At 60.7% G+C, this 21,143-nt stretch carries 21 protein-coding genes; 12 read left to right on the top strand and 9 right to left on the bottom strand.

The window, feature by feature from the left end; genetic code table 11:
* Positions 1-63: 63 nt before the first annotated feature.
* Positions 64-1,092 (bottom strand): 4-hydroxythreonine-4-phosphate dehydrogenase PdxA, encoded by a 1,029-nt coding sequence (locus ASG68_RS04825; protein ID WP_062585007.1) that lies wholly within the window; start codon positions 1,090-1,092, stop codon positions 64-66.
* Positions 1,093-1,275: 183 nt separating this feature from the next.
* Here ASG68_RS04825 and ASG68_RS04820 point away from each other — a divergent pair, with 183 nt between their 5' ends.
* The 3 genes from ASG68_RS04820 (at position 1,276) to ASG68_RS04810 (ending at position 2,513) form a co-directional block, all read left to right on the top strand.
* Positions 1,276-1,956, top strand: coding sequence for a GntR family transcriptional regulator (locus tag ASG68_RS04820; protein WP_062585812.1), 681 nt, complete (start codon positions 1,276-1,278; stop codon positions 1,954-1,956).
* Positions 1,957-2,053: 97 nt separating this feature from the next.
* A complete protein-coding gene (locus ASG68_RS04815) occupies positions 2,054-2,275 on the top strand; it encodes a hypothetical protein (protein WP_062585005.1) in 222 nt (73 codons plus the stop codon).
* Between the two features lie 31 nt (positions 2,276-2,306).
* Positions 2,307-2,513, top strand: a complete 207-nt coding sequence (locus ASG68_RS04810; RefSeq protein ID WP_062585002.1) for a hypothetical protein — start codon at positions 2,307-2,309, stop codon at positions 2,511-2,513.
* A 77-nt stretch (positions 2,514-2,590) separates the two neighbouring features.
* On the opposite strand, the gene ASG68_RS04805 is transcribed toward ASG68_RS04810, so the two are convergent.
* The 4 genes from ASG68_RS04805 to ASG68_RS04790 form a co-directional block, all read right to left on the bottom strand.
* The gene (locus ASG68_RS04805) at positions 2,591-2,794 is read right to left on the bottom strand and encodes a hypothetical protein (RefSeq protein WP_062585000.1); all 204 of its coding nucleotides are present in this window, start codon (positions 2,792-2,794) and stop codon (positions 2,591-2,593) included.
* A 120-nt stretch (positions 2,795-2,914) separates the two neighbouring features.
* Positions 2,915-5,185 (bottom strand): MHYT domain-containing protein, encoded by a 2,271-nt coding sequence (locus ASG68_RS04800; RefSeq protein WP_062609146.1) that lies wholly within the window; start codon positions 5,183-5,185, stop codon positions 2,915-2,917.
* A gap of 380 nt (positions 5,186-5,565) precedes the next feature.
* Positions 5,566-6,324 carry an alpha/beta fold hydrolase gene (locus ASG68_RS04795; protein WP_062584996.1) on the bottom strand — a complete coding sequence of 253 codons (759 nt, stop codon included), beginning with the start codon at positions 6,322-6,324 and terminating at the stop codon, positions 5,566-5,568.
* Positions 6,325-6,366: 42 nt separating this feature from the next.
* The gene (locus ASG68_RS04790; protein ID WP_062584994.1) at positions 6,367-8,136 is read right to left on the bottom strand and encodes a cytochrome c biogenesis protein DipZ; all 1,770 of its coding nucleotides are present in this window, start codon (positions 8,134-8,136) and stop codon (positions 6,367-6,369) included.
* Positions 8,137-8,448: 312 nt separating this feature from the next.
* Here ASG68_RS04790 and ASG68_RS04785 point away from each other — a divergent pair, with 312 nt between their 5' ends.
* The 7 genes from ASG68_RS04785 (at position 8,449) to ASG68_RS04760 (ending at position 13,833) form a co-directional block, all read left to right on the top strand.
* Positions 8,449-9,489, top strand: a complete 1,041-nt coding sequence (locus ASG68_RS04785; protein WP_062584991.1) for an alpha/beta fold hydrolase — start codon at positions 8,449-8,451, stop codon at positions 9,487-9,489.
* A gap of 89 nt (positions 9,490-9,578) precedes the next feature.
* Complete coding sequence (locus ASG68_RS04780) at positions 9,579-10,319, top strand: response regulator (protein ID WP_062584990.1); 741 nt, start codon at positions 9,579-9,581, stop codon at positions 10,317-10,319.
* A gap of 11 nt (positions 10,320-10,330) precedes the next feature.
* A complete protein-coding gene (locus ASG68_RS04775) occupies positions 10,331-11,641 on the top strand; it encodes a sensor histidine kinase (RefSeq protein ID WP_244484107.1) in 1,311 nt (436 codons plus the stop codon).
* A gap of 148 nt (positions 11,642-11,789) precedes the next feature.
* The gene (locus ASG68_RS04770; RefSeq protein ID WP_062584984.1) at positions 11,790-12,206 is read left to right on the top strand and encodes an organic hydroperoxide resistance protein; all 417 of its coding nucleotides are present in this window, start codon (positions 11,790-11,792) and stop codon (positions 12,204-12,206) included.
* 15 nt (positions 12,207-12,221) lie between these two features.
* Positions 12,222-12,350, top strand: coding sequence for a hypothetical protein (locus ASG68_RS32720; protein ID WP_274534203.1), 129 nt, complete (start codon positions 12,222-12,224; stop codon positions 12,348-12,350).
* A 91-nt stretch (positions 12,351-12,441) separates the two neighbouring features.
* Complete coding sequence (locus ASG68_RS04765; protein ID WP_062584982.1) at positions 12,442-13,026, top strand: TetR/AcrR family transcriptional regulator; 585 nt, start codon at positions 12,442-12,444, stop codon at positions 13,024-13,026.
* Between the two features lie 60 nt (positions 13,027-13,086).
* The gene (locus ASG68_RS04760; RefSeq protein ID WP_062584980.1) at positions 13,087-13,833 is read left to right on the top strand and encodes an SDR family NAD(P)-dependent oxidoreductase; all 747 of its coding nucleotides are present in this window, start codon (positions 13,087-13,089) and stop codon (positions 13,831-13,833) included.
* Positions 13,834-13,920: 87 nt separating this feature from the next.
* On the opposite strand, the gene ASG68_RS04755 is transcribed toward ASG68_RS04760, so the two are convergent.
* From ASG68_RS04755 to ASG68_RS04740, 4 genes are all read right to left on the bottom strand, one after another.
* Positions 13,921-14,940 (bottom strand): LacI family DNA-binding transcriptional regulator, encoded by a 1,020-nt coding sequence (locus ASG68_RS04755; RefSeq protein ID WP_062609155.1) that lies wholly within the window; start codon positions 14,938-14,940, stop codon positions 13,921-13,923.
* A gap of 150 nt (positions 14,941-15,090) precedes the next feature.
* Complete coding sequence (locus ASG68_RS04750) at positions 15,091-16,101, bottom strand: zinc-dependent alcohol dehydrogenase family protein (RefSeq protein ID WP_062609144.1); 1,011 nt, start codon at positions 16,099-16,101, stop codon at positions 15,091-15,093.
* Between the two features lie 11 nt (positions 16,102-16,112).
* Positions 16,113-16,883, bottom strand: a complete 771-nt coding sequence (locus tag ASG68_RS04745; protein ID WP_062585808.1) for an L-iditol 2-dehydrogenase — start codon at positions 16,881-16,883, stop codon at positions 16,113-16,115.
* 135 nt (positions 16,884-17,018) lie between these two features.
* The gene (locus ASG68_RS04740; protein WP_062584975.1) at positions 17,019-18,332 is read right to left on the bottom strand and encodes an ABC transporter substrate-binding protein; all 1,314 of its coding nucleotides are present in this window, start codon (positions 18,330-18,332) and stop codon (positions 17,019-17,021) included.
* 313 nt (positions 18,333-18,645) lie between these two features.
* Here ASG68_RS04740 and ASG68_RS04735 point away from each other — a divergent pair, with 313 nt between their 5' ends.
* Positions 18,646-19,638 (top strand): sugar kinase, encoded by a 993-nt coding sequence (locus ASG68_RS04735; protein WP_156373706.1) that lies wholly within the window; start codon positions 18,646-18,648, stop codon positions 19,636-19,638.
* On the top strand, positions 19,635-20,912 hold the full coding sequence (locus tag ASG68_RS04730; RefSeq protein ID WP_062584971.1) for a D-tagatose-bisphosphate aldolase, class II, non-catalytic subunit: 1,278 nt from the start codon (positions 19,635-19,637) through the stop codon (positions 20,910-20,912). Before ASG68_RS04735 ends, ASG68_RS04730 begins: the two co-directional genes overlap by 4 nt.
* Positions 20,913-21,143: the final 231 nt, after the last annotated feature.

Raw genomic sequence — 21,143 nt, 5'->3', positions numbered from 1 at the left:
CTCCTTTGGATGGGTTCCGGCGCGAACCTCCTCCACGCCGGTATAGGTCGAAACGGATCGAATTCAGGCGGCGGCCGCCTGTGCTGCGCTTCTTTTCGCCATGCGGGCAGCAAGCAGGATGGCTTCGCGGCTGGCGCCGACATCGGCAATGCCCTTGCCGGCAATGTCGTAGGCCGTGCCATGGGCGGGGGTGCACAGCGCAAAGGGCAGTCCGCCCATCATCGTCACGCCCTTGTCGAAACCCATCATCTTCATCGCGATCTGGCCTTGGTCGTGGTACATGGTGAGCACTGCCTGGAAACCATCCTTCAGGGCGCGCAGGAACACCGTGTCGGCCGGGAAGGGACCATCGACATTGTAACCCTGCGCCCGCGCCGCTTCGATGGCCGGCCCGATGATGTCGATTTCCTCCATGCCGAAGCTGCCGCCGTCGCCGGCATGCGGGTTGAGGCCCGCGACCGCGATCTTGGGCACATCATATCCCGCATCTTTCAGGCAGGCCTGGGTCAGTTCCAGCTCGGCAAGGATTGCTTCGACCGAGAGGCTGGACGCCACTTCGGACAGCGGGATGTGAGAGGTAACGCGCGCGTTCCAGACCTTTTCCAGCACGTTGAATTCACGAACCTTGCCGGTGAAGCCGATGACGTCGGCGACAAAACGGATTTCGTCGTCGTAGCCCGGATAGGCATAGCGCATCGCCTTCTTGTTGAAGGGAGTGAAGCAGACGGCCTGTGCGCGGCCGTGATGGGCGAGTTCCAGTGCCGTGCGGAAATTGCGGGTGGCGAATGTGCCGCCGGCAAGAGTTGCCTCCCCGCGCTCCACGTCGGCCGGGTCGAGGTGGCCGAGATCGATGAAGACGTGGCGAGTCGTTCCGGCCGCCTCGAAATTTTCCAGCGAAGCCGATGCCAGGTCGAGTGTGAGACCGGCGCAGGCAGCGCCTTCGTCGAGGATGCGGCGGTCGCCGATAGCAACGATATGGGCGGCGTCGCGGATATCGCTGAGCGAAAGCAGGCGCGCGGTCAGTTCCGGGCTGATGCCGGCCGGATCGCCCATGGCGAGCGCGATGACGGGGCGCTGGGTGTTGTTGGTCATGATGAAGGTCCTCCGCTTCCTGCTGTTGAAAGGTTCATACGTCATTCAAAATTTTGTATCAAGTCTTTTGCATTCTGTATGCAGCATTTTTTGTTGACGATGGAACTGGCAGTCTTCATGCTCAAAAATGCGGAGACGTTGATTCAGGCGCTCACGCCAAGAAGCGGGACGGATACACAGACAATGGACGAGATTTCCTCAGTGCAACGCCGCGCCGATGCCGGCCCGATCCGCCGAACTGCGCTTCACGACACGCTGGTCAGCCATTTGCGCGACATGATCATCGAGGGTGATCTTGAACCCGGCACGCGCCTGCATGAGGGCCAGCTCGGCGAACAGCTCGGTGTCTCACGTACACCGCTTCGCGAAGCGATCAAGTATCTGGCGAGCGAAGGGCTCGTCGAACTGGTGCCGAGCCGTGGCGCCGTGGTGAAGCGCTTCAGCCCGAAGGACGTGCGGGACATGCTGACTGTCCTGCGTACGCTGGAGGAACTGGCCGGCCGGCTGGCTTGCGAGACGGCCACGGACGCCGAGATCGCCCAGGTGCGGGCTTTTCACGACCAGATGATCGACTGCTACAAGGCGGGTGATCGCCTTCAGTATTACAAGCTCAATCAGGAAATCCACACAGCGATCGTCCGGCTCGGCCAGAATGCCTCGCTTGCCGACATCCACGCCATGCTTCAGACGCGGTTGAAGCGTATCCGCTTCATCGGTCATGAAGGCCCGGAAAAATGGGCGGCGGCTGTCGCCGAACATGAAGAGATGATACAGGCGCTGGAAGGGCGCGACCAGACGAAGCTGTCGGAAGTGCTCGGACGCCACCTCTTTAATGCCTGGGACAGGGTTCGCGATTCACTCTGAAACCTTTCCAGCGGGTGTGATATTCTCAGGGACATGCCGTTGACTTGGAACCTATGTCCGGCCCGGCCGTTCTCATTTCCGTTGGAAGGTTCGCCCGATGAAAAAAAGCCACGCTGCAGAAGATGACCTGCATTCCATCCTCGACAGAAAGTTGACCGCTTTGTTCCGCGAAATGGAAGACGCGGACTGGAGAGCGGACGATATTGCTTCAGCAATCGACGACATCGTTAAAAGGCGATGGCTAAACCAGGCGCAATCCTTGCAAGGCGTACGAGACGTAATGTCTAAGAATTTCGTGTCAGATGGAAACGAGGGATAGTGGCGCCCTGTCGAGTCGAAAGGAAACGCACATGCCTGCCAAGTTTCAGGTTGTGGCTCTGAGTTCAAACGATCCGGATGGCATGGACCGGCATAATGAGCCTCAGCTTGCCTATCCCGATGCGCTGAAGACCGCGCAGTCGCTGAAATTCCAAGGCAAGGCTTTTCGCGTGTTCATCGACGGGGAGCACTCCGAGGAAGAAATCCGGTCGTTTCGAAACCTCGGTGGACTGATGTAATCAGTTTCCTGTAGATCACGGCGACGATCAAGAGTCGCCGCATTCTTAACCCGATCCAACTTGATCGAAGCAATCGCTCAATGAGCTTTCGATCTTGAAGTCTGTTTTTCGCCGGCGCTTTTGCCATCGGCACTTTTTGACCGTTCTTCAACGCGATCGGCACCCTTTGCCAGGTCTGAACCCTTGCTGGCCTCCACTTTGCGTTCCTCCGCAGCGGTGCTGCGGCGCAGGCCGCGAGCCGATTGCTTGCCCTGTTTCGTCGGGGCTTGTTCCACGCCCATGAGAGTATCCTCCGTTGAATATCATCAACGGGTGAAACGGTTTTCGATGGGCATTGTTCCCGGATGCCGTAGGATTGTGACGTTGGAACACAGGATAGGCTTACTTTTCGCAGATTGATGTCAGCGGCTTCTTCGATCGAAGGGGACAACTTCGCCTCTGGTTCCGAATATGACGCGTCCGATCACCTTCCCCAGCGCGTCCTCGGTGAACGGCTTGGCAATCGTTTCATAGGATGCGATTTCGCCGGGTAACTCAGCATATCCGGTCGCGATCACGATCGGGAGGTTCGGCTTCTTGACGCGGATGGCGGCAGCCAGTTGAGCGCCGGTCATGCCCGGCATCGCGTAATCGGTGATCAGGCAGGAGATTTCCGGATGCCGCCCGAACAGTTCCAGCGCTTCCAGTGCTGTCGTTGCGGCAATGACCGTTGCGCCAAGCTCCTGCAGCGTGGATTGAGTGTTGATCAGGATCAGCGCCTCGTCATCCACAACAAGAACGGTGTGCCCGTCGAGCCGGACAACGTGATCAGAGGATATGTCCGATCGAGCCCGATCGTTCGCCTGCATGGTGGCGCTGGCGACCGGAAGCCAGACGGTGATGGTCGTGCCGATACCTTTCTCACTGCTGATTTCGAGCGTGCCGCCGGACTGTTCTGCAAATCCGCTGGCCATTGAGAGACCTAGCCCCGTGCCCTTGCCGACACCCTTCGTGGTAAAGAACGGTTCGCGCGCGCGCAGCAAGGTCGCTTCGTCCATGCCAGCGCCCGTATCGGTCACCCGAATGCAGACGAAGGAGCCACCGTGGAGGCTGGGGGGCGCCGGAACCGGCCCGTCAGCAGCAAGCATGATTGTTCCGCCCTCCATCGCGTCGCGGGCGTTGACGACAAGATTGAGCAGAACCATCTCGAGTTGATGCGGATCTACAAAGATTGCGGGCAGCCTATCGGGAAAACGGTTGATGACCCTTATTCTCGGCCCCAGTGACCGCTCGATCAGGTCATGCATCCCTTCCACGAGGTCGCGGATCTGCAGGATCTGAGGGCTGAGGCTCTGGCGACGGGAGAAGGACAGCATACGCTGGGTAAGCGCCGCGCCGCGTTGCGCGCCCTCGATCGCATTGTCGACCATGCGGGTGACCCGCTCTGCTTCGGAAACATGCTTGCGGATCATTTCGAGATTGCCGAGGATGATGGCCAGGATGTTGTTGAAATCGTGCGCGACCCCGCCCGTCAGTTGGCCGATGGCCTCCATTTTCTGCGCTTGCCTGAGTGCCTCTTCCGCCCGTCGCCGCGCCGTGACGTCGACCAACCCGCCAACGGCCCAGATGAAAGCACCATTGCCATCCCGCTCGATGCGGGAGGTGGAAAGCACATCGATGAACTCACCCTGGCGGCTCACAAGCCGGTATTCCCGTTCGTGTAGTTCACCTTCCGCAAGCAGCCGCTGCCAATCACGAATGCGTTGGCGGGCCGATTCTTCCGTCATGAAATTGATGAGGGGGCGGCCGATCACCGAATCCCGATCATATCCGAGCAGCGCCAGCCAGGCGTCGCTGACATCTTCGATACGGCCATCGGCATCGAGAGCATGCAGGGGGAGCGGCGTGCGCCGGTAGAGCGAGCGGAACTGCGCCGCGCTTTCCTTCAGGGTAAGGGCTTCCTTTGTCGCGAGCGCCGCAAAGCGCCGATCGAAGATTGCCGCGACGATGGCAGCGAGCAGGATCAGGAAAGTAATTCCGGAAATCGCAAGCGCCAGGCTGTTCTGGTTGACGCCGTCACCGACCGGGGCATCCGTCCCGCCATGCATGTGGAACATTGCGGCCTTCATGCCCGCGAAATGCATTCCTGAAATGGCCAGACCCATTGCAAACGCCGAAACGACCTTTTCCACGAACCGTGCGCCACGGAAGGCGAGCCAAAGGGCGGCGATGGATGCGGCGAAAGCGATGAAAACGGAAACGAGTACCCAGACCGCATCATATTGTAGATCGGCATGCATCCGCATTGCCGCCATGCCGATATAATGCATTGCCAAAATGCCGAATCCCATGAAAAGCCCGCTTAAGACGAAGGCTACTGGGCCGGTTTCGGCGCGCGCAACCACCGAAAATCCCACTCCGGTAACAAGGATCGCGGTCAACAGCGAAAACGCGGTCAGCCAAAGATCATAGGAGATGTCCATGCCGGGAATGACATAGGCGAGCATCGCCACGAAATGCATTGCCCAAATTCCACCGCCCATGCAGATGGACGCGGTGCAAAGCCAGCCAAGTGAGGCGAGGCGCGATGCCGCCGCCGACATTCGCGACGCAAGATCAAGCGCCGTATAAGACGCCGCCATCGCGATCATCACGGCAAGGATCACAAGAAAGCTGTCGTGTGATCCGATCATTCCGCTATCCTTAGCTCCTTCGAAACGATAGACGGCGATATTCGGTCAGCGAAGTCCGGTTCACCTGCTCGAAGTTGTATCGCCTGATTCATTCGGATTCTGTCACGTGTGGTTGTCTTTGCCCATAGGCTACATGTTGGGGTTATCGGAAAAACTGTTCTGCTGACAGCAGCCGATTTCCCCGCTGTTTCAGGCTACGTCGACGCTGACAGGTGAGGCGTTTTCAAAGCCCGCCTTGGTCCGGTCCGCATCATGATGTTGAAACCGGAGAGGGGGACGCGTGGTGCTCGCCACTGTCAGGTGATTTGCCCCGGCTGGCAAAAGCCGCCCCTGGTCGGAGCGGCTCACCGTGATGTCTGGTAATCTTCGGGACGTTTCCTTCATTCGGAAAGCTGGCGCGCCGCGTTTTCAATGACCGAAGCAACTTTCTCCGGCTGAGAGGCGAAAACGGCGTGACTGGCCACGATCTCGCTCACCTGGCTGCCCGCACGTCTGGCCATGTCGCGTTCCAGGTCCGGATTGATCGAGCGATCCTGCGTGGCGACGATCGCCCAGCTTTTCTTCACCTTCCATGCCGGCTCTCCCACTTTAGCGGTGAATGCCTGCTTCGAGGCGAAGACCTGCGACCGTGCCAGAAAGGCGGCGTCCTCCGGTGGCAGGTCCGCCGCGAAGTCGTTCGCGAAGGCCGCCGGATCGAGATAGAGATATTTTCCATCCTTCGTCTCGCGGATGTTCATGCCGCCGGCCGGTTTGGAGCTGGCTAGGCTGATCAGGCTTTCGCCCTTGTCCGGCTGGAATGCGGCGACATAGACAAGGCCTGCGACAGTCGGGTTGTGGCCCGCCTCGGTGATGACCATGCCGCCATAGCTGTGGCCGACGAGCAAAACAGGACCTTGCTGCAGATCGAGGACACGGTTCGTTGCGGCAATGTCATCGGCAAGCGAGGTGATCGGTTGCTGGACGATCGTGACGTTAAACCCGCGCTTTTCGAGGATTTCTGTGGCCTTTCTCCAGCCGGAGCCATCGGCGAGAGCGCCATGGACGATGACGATATTCCGGACCTCGGCGGCCTGGGCCGCATAGGCAATGACGCTGGTCGCAAAGGCGATGGCAAGGGCGGAGATAGAACGACGATTCATCAAGATATTCCTTTGAGTGTTGGATTTTTGGATGGGGAGGGTTCAGCCGAAAGTGAAGGCGTAGGCTTCGACGCCGGGATCGAGAAACCGGATCTGGAAATCGCGCGGTTTGACGTCAGCCGACTGGCGAACGAGTTGGTAGAGCCGGGTCGTTGTCACGGTACCGTTGCCATCCGCGTCGGTATCTGCTCCGTGGTCGGCGCCGGGCGGTTTGCCGTCGAGCGTCACCTGGAAACGCACGGGCTTGCCGGAGTCATCCGGACCGAGGACCAGATGCAGATCGCGTGCGCTGAAGCGATAGCCAATGGCGCCCTCGGCCTTGTCGAGCTTCGCCTCTTCCGCGCCAACGGTCCACGTGCCCGAGAGACCCCATTCGTTCAGTTGCAGGGGCTTTGCCGAATAGTCCCGGGCAGTATCTGCCTGCATCGCCTCGAAGGAGGAAAAGCTCGTGGCGCGCTGGTAACCGAGATAGGTTTCGCCGGAGCCTATATTCTGGAGATCCGGGGCGGCCTCGGCCCCTTTCGCGTCGGGGTTCACGGATGCGCTCGCCTTCATGTCGCTTCCGGCTTCGCGCAGCAGGTCCTGGATCGCCTGTTCGGTCTGTTGATAGTTGCCTTCGCCGAAATGATGGTAGCGGATCTGCCCCTTGGCATCGATCAGGTAGTGGGCGGGCCAGTAGCTGTTCTCGAAGGCACGCCAGATCGTGTAGTCGTTATCGACGGCGACGGGATAGCCGATCTGGAAATCTCCGATCGCCTTTTTGACATTGTCTATTTTCTTCTCGAAGGCGAATTCCGGGGCGTGAACACCGATCACCACCAAGCCCTGATCCTTGTACTTCTCAGCCCAGGCGCGGACGAAGGGCACCGTTCGGATGCAGTTGATGCAAGAATAGGTCCAGAAATCGACCAGCACGACCTTCCCGCGCAATTGCTCGATCGTCAGCGGCGGCGAGTTCAGCCATTCGACAGCGCCGTCGAGCGATGGCGCTTGACCCTCGATCGGCAGATCGGCATGGAACGGGCTTGTTGTATCGAGGGCCATCATACTGTTGCTGGCGACTTCAGAGGACGGGGCGGGTGACCGCGCCGTGTGCAGTTTGTCGAGGACAGCCTGTTCGAGGGATGCGGTGCTGGCATAGGACAGGCGCGCCAGAAGCCCGGTATCGAGGCCGAGTGCGATGACGCCAACGCCGGCCAGAACCGCGGCTCCGAGGCCTTGCCGCAGCCGTTCGCTGATGCCGAGCGACCGCTTCATGCCGGCAAAAATCCGGCCGCCGGCGAAAAGGGCGACGGCAAGCGAGGTGGCAGCACCGGCGGCATAGGCAGCGAGCAGCAAGGTCGTTTCGAGATTGGCGCCCTGCAGGGCGGCCCCTGTCAGTACGAGGCCGAGGATCGGTCCGGCGCAGGGTGCCCACAGGAGCCCTGTCGCCACGCCGAGCATGAGAGAACCCAAGGCGGTTGGGGCAGAACCGGGCATGCTGGAAGCATTTGTCAGCCTGTTGCCGAAATCGACGATCGGGCGGGTGATCGCGTTCGCAAGCCGGGGCGACATCAGGCTGAGGCCGAAGATCGAAAGCAACACAAGCGCTGCCAGACGGCCATATTCGTTTGCTTGGATCGCCCAGGCACCGCCGACAGCGGCGAGCGTTGCGACAGCGGCGAATGTGATCGCCATGCCGGCGAGCATCGGCAATGTGCTGCGCACGAAAGGCTGTCCGGCGCGGGCGAAGACGAAGGGAAGAACCGGCAGGATGCACGGGCTGAAAATGGTCAGCACCCCTCCGAGATAGGCAATGATCAGAAGTGTCATCGTCGTTTCCTCTGAAAACGGATTTCGTATTCCGGGGCAGGGTGTGGATGGCCCGGCGACGATGGAAGTTTGATCGGTGCCGAGTATCCCGGATGTGTCCGGCCGGGCGGCGAAGTGTATCGGATTGTAGAATTGGGGCAGGGTGCCGGCGGCCGCTTCAAGCCGTGGTGCTGGGTTTGGCCAATTGTACCAGACTGTATCAGGGCGGCCGGAGGCTACATCCGCTTGCAATAGGGTGCCGAGGGCACACACCAAGGATACATGCCCGTTGTTGTCTGTCGATCGTGATCAACACGGATTGGAGAGAAAACAATGGGCAACGACATCAATCTTGGACGCCGCCATTTCTTCGGCATCGCTGCGATGACCGTCGCAGCGGTAGAGTTCGGCGCAATGTCAATCGCGCAGGCAGGAACCGCACCATCCGCCACCGCGATGAAGAAGGGCACGCATACCTCGTTCGATGCCTTGAAGCAGATCGATGCCGGCGTGCTCAATGTCGGTTACGCGGAAGCGGGGCCGGCAGATGCTCCGGTCGTCCTGCTGTTGCACGGCTGGCCCTATGACATTCACAGCTATGTCGAGGTTGCGCCGATCCTGGCTTCGGCGGGCTATCGCGTCATCATTCCCTATCTTCGCGGCTATGGCACGACCCGCTTCCTGTCGAAGGATACTCCGCGCAACGGACAGCAGTCAGCGCTGGCTGCGGACATGATTGCACTGATGGATGCGCTCGGTATCGAACAGGCGATTGTCGCCGGTTACGACTGGGGCGCGCGCACCGCCGATATCATGGCGGCCCTCTGGCCTGAGCGCTGCAAGGCGCTGGTCTCCGTCAGCGGCTATCTGATCGGAAGTCAGGAAGCCAACCGCAAGCCCCTGTCTCCGAAGGCCGAGCAGTCCTGGTGGTATCAGTTCTATTTCGCTACGGAACGCGGCCGGGCGGGTTATGCGGCCAATACCCACGCGTTCGCCAGGTTGATCTGGGAAACGGCGTCGCCGACCTGGAGGTTCGATGACGAAACCTTCAACCGTTCGGCAAGCGCCTTCGGTAATCCCGATCATGTCGAGATCACCATCCATAACTATCGCTGGCGGCTGGGGCTGGTTGATGGCGAAGCGCAATACGATGCTTACGAAGCACGTCTCGCCAAGGCGCCGGTGATCACGGTTCCGACCATCACCATGGAAGGCGATGCCAATGGTGCTCCGCATCCGGATCCCTCAGTCTATGCCGCCCGGTTCTCAAGTCGGTACGAGCACCGGCTGATCACCGGCGGTATCGGGCATAATCTTCCCCAGGAGGCTCCGGAAGCTTTTGCCCAAGCCGTGCTCGATGTGGCGAAACTCTAGGATCGACGTCGATCGCCGAACAAATCGCTTTACTCCCGGCGGCCGATTATCGATCTAATACGCGGCCTTGGGGCGGATGAAGGACAATCATGGACCATATCGATCATATCCTCGTCGTCGACGACGATCGCGAGATTCGTGAGCTTGTCTCGCGCTATCTGATCAAGAATGGGCTTCGCGCGACAGTGGCGGCCGATGGCCGCCAGATGCGGTCGTTCCTTGAAGGCAACACGGTCGATCTGATCATTCTGGATATCATGATGCCCGGCGACGACGGGCTCGTGTTGTGTCGCGAATTGCGCGCCGGAAAGCACAAGGCGACGCCCATCCTGATGTTGACCGCCCGCGACGACGAGATGGACCGGATCATCGGTCTGGAAATGGGCGCCGACGATTACTTGCCGAAGCCGTTTGCGGCGCGCGAACTTCTCGCCCGGATCAAGGCTGTATTGCGTCGCACCAGAATGTTGCCGCCGAACCTGCAGATTTCGGAGGCCGGCCAGCTTCTCACCTTCGGTGACTGGCGCCTCGATACGGTTGGGCGTCATCTTCTGGACCAGCAGGGAACGGAGATCGCCCTGAGTGGCGCGGAGTATCGGCTGCTGCGGGTGTTCATCGATCATCCGCAACGCGTGCTCAACCGGGATCAGTTGCTGAACCTCACGCAGGGGCGGGACGCGGAATTGTTCGATCGCTCGATCGATCTGCTGGTCAGCCGGCTGCGCCAGCGGTTGGGTGACGATGCACGGGAGCCCACCTACATCAAGACGGTGCGCGCCGAGGGCTATGTCTTCTCCGTCCCGGTCGAGATTTCGGAGCCGAGGATATGAGGGACGGCGGCATGCTGTTGAATGGCTGGTGGCCGCGCACGCTCCGCTCCCGGTTTTTTCTCATCCTGCTTGCCGGATTGGCGATCGCCTACGGACTGTCCTTCAGCATTCTCTTTCTCGAACGCTACATGTCGGCAAAATCTGTCATGCTCGGAACGCTGGAAAGCGATCTCGCCACATCGATCGCGGTGATCGACAGGCTGCCCGCGGATGAACGGCCGCAATGGCTCGATCGGTTGAGCCGCGGCAGCTACCGGCTTGTACTGGGTCCCGGGCTTCCCGGCGTGCCCGACATGTCGGGCCGGGGAGCCGAAATCGCTGCACGGATCGAGGAGGCAGCAGGCCACAAGTTTCCGCTGAAGGTCGAAGCGATTCCCGGTGATAGCGGCAGGCTGCAGGGTCATCTTACCCTGTCGGATGGATCTCCGCTGACGATTGACGTGACGCCCAGAGGCGTCATGCCGCTCGCGGGTTGGCTGCCCTATGTCTTTGCGGTCCAGATGGCGTTGCTGGTGCTTTGCACCTGGTTTGCCGTGCGGCTGGCATTTCGTCCGCTGGGCGAGCTGGCGGCCGCGGCCGATGCGCTCGACCCGAACGTCAAGGGCGCGCCGATGCCCGAGGATGGCCCGAGCGAGGTTGCCCATGCCGCGCGCGCCTTCAACGCCATGCGGGACCGCATTGCCCATCACCTGGAAGAACGGGTGCAGATTCTCGCCGCCATCTCGCACGATCTGCAGACGCCGATCGCGCGCATGCGTCTGCGGGTCGATATGGCGGACGATACGCCGGAGAGGGACAAGCTCGTCAGCGACCTCGGTGAGATCGAGCGGCTGGTCAAGGATGGTATTGCCTATGCCCGAAGCTCCCATGGCAATGGCGAGAAATCGGCCCGCATCGACCTCTCGTCCTTCATCGACAGCATTGCCTATGACTACCAGGACACCGGGAAGGCGGTCAGCGTGCTCGGTGTCGTGCAGGGTACGGCGGTGACGAAGCCCCACGCCCTCCGGCGCATTCTGACGAACTTCATCGACAATGCCATCAAGTTTGCCGGTGCTGCCGAAATCAGTGTCGAGTGGGGGGAGGGCGATGGTGTCGTCATCACTGTTCTCGATCGCGGGCCGGGCATTCCCGACGATATGCTGGGTGCGGCCATGCAGCCCTTCTTCCGGCTGGAGCAATCGCGCAACCGCGAGACCGGCGGCACAGGCCTCGGCCTGGCAATTGCCCAGCAGTTGGCGACAACGCTAGGCGGATCGGTGCGCCTTTACAATCGAACGAGTGGAGGACTGGCGGCGGAACTGAGCCTCGAGAGAAAATAACCCGCGTTGCAAGGCAGAGTGTCGTTCCGGGGCGCTGCTAAACTCTGATACACTTCGGCCTCAGCAGGAAACACACCGGATACGTCGACCCCTCAAAACACTCCTCGTCAGCGGATATCGCTGCGAACGACGAACCAAGGAGTGTTCCATGTCCATGATCGAAAATGTTCTCTACACCGGCAGAACCCATACCACCGGCGGGCGTGAAGGCTTTGCACACAGCGACGATGCTGCGCTCGACGTCAAGCTGTCGCCTCCTGGAAGCGGAAAGCCGGGTACGAATCCCGAGCAGCTTTTCGCCGCCGGATGGTCAGCCTGCTTCATCGGCGCGATGACGAGGGCTGCCGGAAAGCGCCAGCTTCGGCTTCCCGCCGATACGGCCGTCGATGCAGAAGTTGATCTCGGAACCACCGAAGGCGAGTTTTTCCTGCAGGCACGCCTGAACATCAGCCTGCCGGGGATCGAACCGGATACTGCCCGGTCCATCATCGAGGATGCCCACCAGATTTGCCCCTATTCCAAGGCGACACGGGGCAATATCAACGTCCAGCTCAACCTCGTCTGATACGGGAGCGAGATCATGCGCGTGAACAAGGCAGTCATTTGCATCCTCGTCGCCATGGTGGCCGTGACCCCGTGCATTCTCGATGTTTCATCGACGGAACCGTCGCCACTTGGTACATTGATCACAGCTGCCCTCGATCCTTGAGGGCACCCACCAATCCAGCCTTCTGAGAAGACAGGTGCGATGAATCATTTGTTATTGACTGATATGTCAATAACTGCATAAAGTCTTCGTCATGGTTAGACCAAGAGAATTTGATCGTGACGAGGCCCTTCAGAGGGCGATGGAGGTCTTCTGGTCGAGGGGTTTTGCCGCCACCTCGACGGATGACCTCCTGCAGGCCATGAATATCGGCAGGCAGAGCCTTTACAACGCGTTCGGCGACAAACGGACGCTCTATCTCGAAGCACTATCCGCCTATCAGCTGAAAACCACCTCTGGCCATCTCCGGCGCCTGTCGGAGCCGACGTCGGCTCTGGAGGGTATCCGGGCGTTGCTGCGGGGGCTGATTGCCGAAGACGACCGCGTCCGTTGCCTCGGTTGCATGGGTGTCGGTTCGGTCGGCGAGTTCGGCACCACCGACGCCCTGCTCATGGAGCAAAGAGCCAAGGTCAGCGCGGCGCTCGGCACGCGGATTACCGAACGAATTCGGGAGGGACAGGCAGGCGGAGAAATCGACAATGGTCTCGACGCGGAGGAAGCGTCCGCATTCGTACAGGTGACGATGACGGGACTGCAACTTGCGGCGCGCGCCGGCGGTGGTCTTGAGGAGTTGAGGGCGATTGCATCTTTTGCGACGGACCGGCTGAGAGCCGTGTAGATCGAAAAGGATCGTCTTTTTATTTGGTTAGTTATGGACTGTTTAGTCAAAAAAAGGAGAATGAACGTGACAGATGAAATAATCAAGGGGACGAAAACTGCGCTTGTCTTCGGCGGTTCGAGAGGCATCGGCGCTGCAGCCGTCAAACGCCTCGTCGAGGATGGTTTTGCGGTTGCCTTCACCTATGTGTCTCGTCCCGATCGTGCGGTGGCTCTCGTGCAGGAGATTGAAACGACGGGCGGCAAGGTCAGGGCGATCCACGCAGATAGTGCAGATCCCCAGGCCATTCGGGATGCGGTCGCCAAGGCCGTCGATGCCTTCGGCCCGCTCGATGCCGTGGTCGTCAACGCTGGTATCCTCAGGCTCGGTACGGTGGATGCAGTCAGTCTCGAGGATCTCGAAATGATGCTGACGGTCAATGTGAGAGGCGTGTTTCTTTCGATCCAGGCTGCCGTTCCGCATATCAGGGATGGTGGACGGGTGATCACCATCGGGTCGAACGTCGCCATCCGCACCGGTTTTGCAGGTTCGAGCGTCTATCAGTTCACCAAGGGCGCCGTCGCGGCCATGGTCAAGGGGATTGCGCTGGATCTCGCGCCACGCCGCATCACCGTGAACAACATCCAGCCAGGACCGACCGAAACGGATATCACCAGCGATATGCTGGACATGCTCTCAGAAAGGAGCCCTCTCAAGCGAGTGGCCGATACCAGTGAAATCGCCGGCGTCGTCTCCTATCTTGCCGGACCGGAATCGTCCTACATGACGGGCGCGAGCCTGACGATCGATGGTGGTTATACGCTCTGATCGAGCACAACAATCGGTGTCGCGGTGACCCTCTCAACATCCCGCGACGCCGGTATTCGGCGCACAGAGTTGTAAGGCAGGATAATATCAGGCGGATTTCCGCAGCATCAGTTCGGCCTTGAGCAGGATTCGGTTCTGGGTCAGCAGCATATCGTCCCCCGGCGTGTCCTCGCCGAGCTGCTTGAACAAGAGGCCGATGGCGAGCCGGCCGATCTCATTGTAGTTCTGGGCAACGGTGGTGATCGGCGGGCAGGTATATTGCGACAGGGGGTGATCGTCGTGACCGGCGACGCGGATATCGCATCCGGGGCCATGGCCGACCTTGAGACCCTTTGCCCAGGCGGCGGCGATGACGCCGAAGGCGAGGCGGTCGTTGGCGCAGACGATCGTGCGAGTCGGCAGGCGCGACGGCGCGTCAAACAGGCGTGAAGCCTCTTCCATGGCGAAGCGTTCGAAATCCCAGGTGGCAACCGCAGACAGCTTGATCAGCTCCGGCGTCAGGCCGAAACCGGTCATGGCTTCGACATAGGCATTGCGCCGCTCGACGGCATTGATGTTGACTTCGGGCATGCCGAAGAAGCAGGGCGGCTCGCCCGAGCGGCAGAGATAGTCGACGATCAGGCCGAAGCTCTGGCGGTTGTCGGTGCCGACGAACGAGGCTCCGCCATCGGTCGGGGTATCGACATACACAAGCGGAATATCGCGTCCAAGTTGCTCCAGCGTCGAGCTGCGGGTTTCCCGCCCGATGGGAGCGATGATCGCTCCGGCCACGTTCATGGACCGGAACGTCTTGATCGCCTCTTCCTCGATTTCCGGCTTTCCATCCGAGGACAGGACAAACGCAAGAAAGCCGGCTTCATTGGCGATGATCTCGATCCGCCGTGTCAGCGCCATGAAGAACGGATCGAGCGTATTGGGAATGACAATGCCGATGATATTGCTGCGGCGGCGATTGAGGTTCACCGCGAACATGTTCGGGCGGAACCCGGACTTCTTCAGCGCCTCCTCGATCGCGTCCCGTGTCTTCTTGCGAACGGAGCCGGGGTCGTTGAAGTATTTGGAGACGGTCGGCCGCGACAGGCCGACGAACTCCGAAAAGTCCTCCATCGTCTTAATCGTCTTGGCCAATCCGCATACTCCGTCGAATTCTAACTTACCGTCTTAGAGCGCTTCATTGTCAAATGGAAACAATGAAGCGTTCCAACGTTCGGTCTCCACTAGAAAAGCCGGAATGAACGATGATCTCGGCTGCCGCCGTCAGTCATCGACATACTGAACTTTCATCGTCGCCGGATCGCTCGGCTTGGTCAGGAAATAGGGCACCATCTCCGCAAGCGGCAACCGGTGGGTGACCAGCCGGGACATCCGCTCCCGGTCTGCGGACAGGACGGACAACGCATCGGGGATATTGCGGTTGAGCGAGTGCGAGCCGACGAGTTTCAATTGACGCCGGAAAATCTGGAACGGCGAGATGGAAACCCGCGCATCCGGCGCGCAGACGCCGAACAGCAGAGCGGTGCCGCCATCGGCGACGAGATCGATCATGCCCTCGACGACGCCGGGAATGCCAGTCGCGTCCGCAACGAAATCATAGGCCCGCTCGCTGGCGAGCAGTTCCCGCGATTCCGAGACAATCGGCGTGAAACCGAGGCTTGAGGCGGAGCCCAGCCGGCCTTCGTTGATATCGGCGAAGGTAACCTGTTCCGCCCCGGCCGACTTCAACGCAAGGCCGAGCAGCAGCCCGATCGGACCGGCACCGAAGATGAGGGCGTTAGACGGTGCGCTGGCCTTGTCCGTTATGCCGGCGGCGCCGACACCATTGAGAACGCAGGCCAACGGCTCGGCAAGTGCCGCCAGGTCGTAGGGCATGTCGCCGATATCGTGCAGATGATCGGCTCTGACGACGCTGAACTCGGAGAAGCCGCCATTGTGGGAAACGCCATAGGCCTTGAGATCGCGGCACAGATTGGTCAGGCCCTTGCGGCAAGAGGGGCATGTGCCGCAGGGCAGGTTCGGGTCCACGGCGACGCGGCTTCCCGTCTTGATGCTCCTGACGTCGGACGCGAGGTCGATCACCTCACCGGCATATTCATGGCCAGGCACGAGCGGGAATGCGCCCGCCCCATAGCGGGCGTGCAGCACGTCGATATCGGTGTGGCAAAGGCCGGCCGCCTTGACGCGGATAAGCGCATGGCCGGGTGGCAGGGCGCCGACGGGAATATCGCCGATCGTCGCCTTGCCCTTTTCAACGAATTGGATCGCCTTCATGACGGTGCTCCTCAGCTCATCCAGTTGCCGCCGTCGACATTATAGGTCTGCGCCAGAATGTAATCGCTGTCGGCCGATGCGAGGAAGACGGCCAGCCCCTTGATATCGTCGGGCGTGGCGAAGCGGCCGATCGGAACGGACTTGGCGACCTGTGCCTTCTTTTCACCGGCAGCAAGGCCTTCCCACTTGGCAAATTCGGCATCGACGATGTCCCAATGCTCGCCATCGACCACGCCCGGCGCGATCGCGTTGACATTGATGCCATGCTTCACCAGCGCCAAGGCTGCCGATTGGGTGGCCGAGATGATTGCTGCCTTGGAGGCGCAGTAGAGTGTCACGAGCGATTCGCCGCGCCGTCCGGCCTGGCTTGCCATGTTGATGATCTTGCCGCCGCGACCGCGCGCGATCATGACGTTGGAAACCGCCTTCATCATGAACAGCGGTCCCTTGAGATTGACGTCGAAGACACGGTCATAGCTGTCTTCGGTGATGGCGTTGATCGGTGCCATGTCGAAGATGGCGGCATTGTTGACGAGGATGTCGATCCCGCCGAAATCCTTGTCCACCTGGGCGACTGTCGCATCGATGCTGGAAAGATCGGTCACATCCAGCCGGACGGCAGAGGCGGAGGGGCCGATCGACGCCGCTGCTGCCGTTGCGCGGTCGATGTTGATGTCGCCGATCACGACCTTGGCGCCTTCCGCCACAAAAGCCTCGGCAAAGCCCAGGCCGATCCCGCGTGCGCCACCGGTAATGAGGGCGGTCTTGTTCTGCAATCTCATGATGGTTTCCTTCGCGGCCGGGACCTTCGCCACCGCATCGTCTGTTTGGTCTGGTAGAATGAGGCGCGAGGAGCCCGGCGATATCGGGCCGGACTCCCCCCGGGAGGGTCCACGCTCAAGGCGTGGACTGTTGGCTCACTTGATGTAGCCGGCGCGGGTCATGTCGCGTTCAGCCTGCGTCTGCGCCGCATTGAGCGCATCGTCGACGGACTGCTGGCCCGAAAGCGCGGCGCTGATCTGCTGCCCGACAAAGGTGCCGATCGCCTGGAACTCCGGAATGGCGACGAACTGCACGCCCGTATACGGAACCGGATCCTTGGTCGGCTTGGACGGGTCGGCCGACATGATGGCGTCGAGGACCGTCGCTGCGAACGGAGCCGCCTTCTGGTATTCCGGCAGCGCGTAGGTGGACTTGCGGGTGCCCGGAGGAACCGCGACCCAACCTTCGGATTCGCCGACCATCTTCACATAGTCCTTGGAGGTCGCCCACTTGAGGAACGACTTTGCCACATCGACCTTCTGCGATGTCGCGGGGATTGCGAGATCCCACGACCAGGACCAGGAGGAGCCATTCGGCGTGACCGCGACCGGGGAGCGCGTGAAGGCAATCTTGTCGGCGACCTGGCTCTGCTTCGGATCGAAGACGCGTCCGGCAGCCGAGGTTGCGTCGATCCACATGGCGCATTTGCCGGTGGCAAACAGCGTCTGGTTCTCGTTGAAGCCGTTCGCCGTCGCGCCCGGAGGGCCGTATTCGTTGAGGATCTGGACGTAGTCGGTCACGGCTTTCTTCCAGGGCTCGGAATTTAGCTGCGGCTTCCAGTCCATGTCGAACCAACGGCCGCCGTAGCTGTTCACCATGGTGCCGAGGAAAGCCATGTTCTCGCCCCAGCCCGGCTTGCCGCGCAGGCAGATGCCATATTGCTGGTTGGCCTTGTCGGTGAGCTTGGCCGCAAATTCCTTGATCTGGTCGTAGCTCGGCTGGTCCGGCATGGTCAGGCCGGCGGCTTCGAACAGGTCCTTGCGGTACAGGGTGAACGAGCTTTCGGTGTAGAACGGCACGGCATAGAGCTTGCCGTCGACCGTCAGGCCGGCCTTGATCGGGTCGAGCAGGTCGGAATAGTCGTAATCGTCGCCGAGATCGTCAACCGGCGTCAGCCAGCCGGCCTTGCCCCAGATCGGCGCTTCATAGCCGCCGATCGTCAGCACGTCGAACTGGCCGCCCTTGGTGGCGATATCTGTCGTGACGCGTTCGCGCAGCACGTTCTCTTCGAGCACGATCCAGTTGATCTTGTTGCCGGTTTCCTTCTCCCAGGCCGCCGACAGCTTCTGCATGATGATCATGTCGCCGTTGTTCACGGTCGCGACGTTGATCTCCTCTGCCTGGGCCATGCCGGCCAACAGGCCGACGCCGAGGGCGGATGACGACAGCATGCGCACATATTTACTCATGAAAACCTCCTCCTTCTCAAATGTTCCCGCATTTTCTTACATGCGTAAACTTTTTATCTTCAAATCGCAGACTTTTGTCAAGCGATCCGGGTGAGTATTTGCGCCCTGGAAGCGCAGGATGCTGAAATTTAAGGCTCTTTTTGTTGTTGTGCGCTGCAATATGCGTCGATGTTGGCCTTCGACACGTGTAGGCGATTTCTTTGCTATAATTTTACGCGTGTAAATTTAATGATTGACATTACACGCTTGCGATTATAATTCCGTCGTCGATATCAAAGGCGCGCGGCCATATGCGCGTCCGGGAGGAATGGGAATGAACAGTCGTCAAGCGCTCGCGCCGGAATCCTTCGGGCCGACCATCACCATCGGCGAAATCCTGGTGGAAATCATGGCCACGACGGTCGGTGAAGGGTTCCGTGAGGCGCAGTCGCTGATCGGGCCGTTTCCGAGCGGTGCGCCGGCCATCTTCATCGATCAGGTCGCCAAGCTCGGTGGTGCCTGCGGCATCGTCTCGGCTGTCGGCGACGACGATTTCGGCCGGCTGAATGTCGAGCGGTTGCAGCGCGATGGCGTCGATGTCTCCGCGATCGCTGTCCTGCCGGATATGCCGACCGGCAGCGCCTTTGTGCGCTATCGGCCGGATGGCGCCCGTGATTTCGTCTTCAATATCGCCAAGTCCGCGTCCGGCGGCACGACTATGACGGATGCCGCGCGCGCCCTGATCGCGCGTGCCGGTCATGTCCATGTCATGGGCTCCGCCTTCGCCATTCCCGGCATCGCACCGATCCTGCTTGAAGCCGTCTCGGTCGTGAAGGCGCGCGGTGGCTCGGTCTCCTTCGATCCGAATATCCGCAAGGAACTGGTGGGCGAGGGTGGCGAGGCCAAGCGGCAGCTTGAGGACATGCTTGCCGTCACCGACCTGCTGCTTCCGTCCGGCGAGGAACTGTCGCTGGCTGCCGGCATCGAGAATGAGGCCGGCGCGATCGAGAGCCTGTTGTCGCGCGGCATTTCGGAAGTCGTGCTGAAACGGGGGAAGGAAGGCTCCTCGCATTTCAGCCGCGCCCATGGCCCACTCCATTCGCCGGCCTTCTCTGTGGAAGAGGTCGATCCGACCGGTGCCGGCGACTGTTTCGGCGCCACCTATCTCACCTGCCGCCGCAAGGGGCATTCGCCCGAAGAGGCATTGCGCTACGCCAATGCGGCCGGCGCCCGCAACGTCACGAAGCAGGGGCCGATGGAGGGCACGTCTTCCTTTGCCGAACTCGACGAGTTCGTCGCAACGACCCGATCGGAGGTTTCGAAATGAGTTCTCTTCTTCTCGATCTGGCCAACGCCCGCCGCGAGGGGCGTCCTTTCGGTATCACCTCGGTCTGCTCCGCGCATCCGACCGTGCTGCGTGCCGCCATCCGCCGGGCCACGCTGACACAGCGTCCGGTGCTGATCGAGGCGACCTGCAACCAGGTCAATCATCTCGGTGGCTATACCGGCATGACACCGGCCGATTTTGTCGGTCTGGTAGAAGGCATTGCAAGGGAGGAAGGGCTGGACCGCAGCCTGCTGATCTTCGGTGGGGATCATCTCGGCCCGAATCCCTGGCGCAACGAAGCGCCCGAGAGCGCCATGGAAAAGGCGAAGGTGATGGTCGAGGCCTATGTGGCGGCGGGCTTCGGCAAGATCCATCTCGATGCCTCGATGGCCTGTGCGGGAGATCCCGCAGTTCTCGAAGACCGGACAATTGCGACGCGGGCGGCGGCGCTCTGTCAGGTGGCGGAGGCAACCGCGAAAGCAAATGGGCTCCCGCTTCCGGTCTATATCCTCGGGACCGAAGTTCCGGTTCCCGGCGGCGCCGATCATGTCCTCGATACGGTCGAACCGACATCGCCGGATGCCGCTGTCTCGACCGTCGCCATCCACCGCGAGGTGTTCGAGGCGGCCGGGCTGCAGGACGCCTTCGCCCGCACCATCGCCTTTGTCGTTCAGCCGGGCGTCGAATTCGGCAGCGATAATGTCATCGTCTATGATCCACCCAAGGCCGCCCGTCTGGCTGCGGTGCTCGACAGTTATGACAGCCTGGTTTTCGAGGCTCACTCCACTGACTATCAGCCTGAAGAAGCTCTTGCCGCGCTGGTAAGGGACGGCTTTCCGATTCTGAAGGTCGGCCCCGGTGTGACCTTTGCCTATCGCGAAGCGCTCTATGCGCTGGACATGCTGGCAGGCGAACTTGTGGACGGTTACGCCGAGCGGCCACTGCGAAAGGCGATGGAAAAGCTCATGATGGAGCAGCCGAAGGACTGGCGTGGCCATTATCATGGCGACGAGGCCGCCCTGCGGCTGCAGCGCCATTACAGCTACAGCGACCGCATCCGCTATTACTGGAACAGGCCGGAGGCACAGGCCGCCGTCGATTCTCTGTTTCGCGCCCTTGAAAAGGTGACGATCCCGGAAACATTGATTCATCAACACTTCCCGCAGTTCGAGGCGCGCGACCTCAGCGGACGGTCCGTCGAGGATATCCTGATCGCCGCGGTCGATATCGTGCTGGGGATCTACGACCGGGCTGTCCATCCGCACGTTGCCTGACGGGCGTCGGGACGGATCACGGCACAGCCGGTCAAGCCGGTGTTGTGAGGCAGGCATGCGCCGACGGGAGCCGGTCGCTGCAACAAGGGGGAGGGACTTTATCATGGCGACAACGAACACTCGTGGTCTGGCGCGATTGATGATGGCGCCGTCGGTTGGGTTGCTGTTGATCTGGATGATCGTGCCTTTGGCGATGACGTTCTGGATGATCGTGCCTTTGGCGATGACGTT

This window comes from Rhizobium sp. Leaf453 (assembly GCF_001425605.1).
GTDB lineage: Bacteria > Pseudomonadota > Alphaproteobacteria > Rhizobiales > Rhizobiaceae > Pararhizobium.
The sequence above is the reverse complement of the archived record's forward strand: the minus strand, read 5'-3'. Positions and strand labels throughout refer to the sequence as shown.

What these genes read in the sequence shown, in the direction of transcription:
- ASG68_RS04770 (WP_062584984.1), top strand. Translation starts at nt 11,790, where the DNA reads ATGTCCATGATCGAAAATGTTCTCTACACCGGCAGAACCCATACCACC.
- ASG68_RS04820 (WP_062585812.1), top strand. Translation starts at nt 1,276, where the DNA reads ATGGACGAGATTTCCTCAGTGCAACGCCGCGCCGATGCCGGCCCGATC.
- ASG68_RS04760 (WP_062584980.1), top strand. Translation starts at nt 13,087, where the DNA reads ATGAACGTGACAGATGAAATAATCAAGGGGACGAAAACTGCGCTTGTC.
- ASG68_RS04735 (WP_156373706.1), top strand. Translation starts at nt 18,646, where the DNA reads ATGAACAGTCGTCAAGCGCTCGCGCCGGAATCCTTCGGGCCGACCATC.
- ASG68_RS04755 (WP_062609155.1), bottom strand. Translation starts at nt 14,940, where the DNA reads ATGGAGGACTTTTCGGAGTTCGTCGGCCTGTCGCGGCCGACCGTCTCC.
- ASG68_RS04815 (WP_062585005.1), top strand. Translation starts at nt 2,054, where the DNA reads ATGAAAAAAAGCCACGCTGCAGAAGATGACCTGCATTCCATCCTCGAC.
- ASG68_RS04765 (WP_062584982.1), top strand. Translation starts at nt 12,442, where the DNA reads ATGGTTAGACCAAGAGAATTTGATCGTGACGAGGCCCTTCAGAGGGCG.
- ASG68_RS04740 (WP_062584975.1), bottom strand. Translation starts at nt 18,332, where the DNA reads ATGAGTAAATATGTGCGCATGCTGTCGTCATCCGCCCTCGGCGTCGGC.
- ASG68_RS04810 (WP_062585002.1), top strand. Translation starts at nt 2,307, where the DNA reads ATGCCTGCCAAGTTTCAGGTTGTGGCTCTGAGTTCAAACGATCCGGAT.
- ASG68_RS04790 (WP_062584994.1), bottom strand. Translation starts at nt 8,136, where the DNA reads ATGACACTTCTGATCATTGCCTATCTCGGAGGGGTGCTGACCATTTTC.
- ASG68_RS04825 (WP_062585007.1), bottom strand. Translation starts at nt 1,092, where the DNA reads ATGACCAACAACACCCAGCGCCCCGTCATCGCGCTCGCCATGGGCGAT.
- ASG68_RS04805 (WP_062585000.1), bottom strand. Translation starts at nt 2,794, where the DNA reads ATGGGCGTGGAACAAGCCCCGACGAAACAGGGCAAGCAATCGGCTCGC.
- ASG68_RS04780 (WP_062584990.1), top strand. Translation starts at nt 9,579, where the DNA reads ATGGACCATATCGATCATATCCTCGTCGTCGACGACGATCGCGAGATT.
- ASG68_RS04745 (WP_062585808.1), bottom strand. Translation starts at nt 16,883, where the DNA reads ATGAGATTGCAGAACAAGACCGCCCTCATTACCGGTGGCGCACGCGGG.
- ASG68_RS32720 (WP_274534203.1), top strand. Translation starts at nt 12,222, where the DNA reads ATGCGCGTGAACAAGGCAGTCATTTGCATCCTCGTCGCCATGGTGGCC.
- ASG68_RS04785 (WP_062584991.1), top strand. Translation starts at nt 8,449, where the DNA reads ATGGGCAACGACATCAATCTTGGACGCCGCCATTTCTTCGGCATCGCT.
- ASG68_RS04795 (WP_062584996.1), bottom strand. Translation starts at nt 6,324, where the DNA reads ATGAATCGTCGTTCTATCTCCGCCCTTGCCATCGCCTTTGCGACCAGC.
- ASG68_RS04800 (WP_062609146.1), bottom strand. Translation starts at nt 5,185, where the DNA reads ATGATCGGATCACACGACAGCTTTCTTGTGATCCTTGCCGTGATGATC.
- ASG68_RS04730 (WP_062584971.1), top strand. Translation starts at nt 19,635, where the DNA reads ATGAGTTCTCTTCTTCTCGATCTGGCCAACGCCCGCCGCGAGGGGCGT.
- ASG68_RS04750 (WP_062609144.1), bottom strand. Translation starts at nt 16,101, where the DNA reads ATGAAGGCGATCCAATTCGTTGAAAAGGGCAAGGCGACGATCGGCGAT.
- ASG68_RS04775 (WP_244484107.1), top strand. Translation starts at nt 10,331, where the DNA reads ATGCTGTTGAATGGCTGGTGGCCGCGCACGCTCCGCTCCCGGTTTTTT.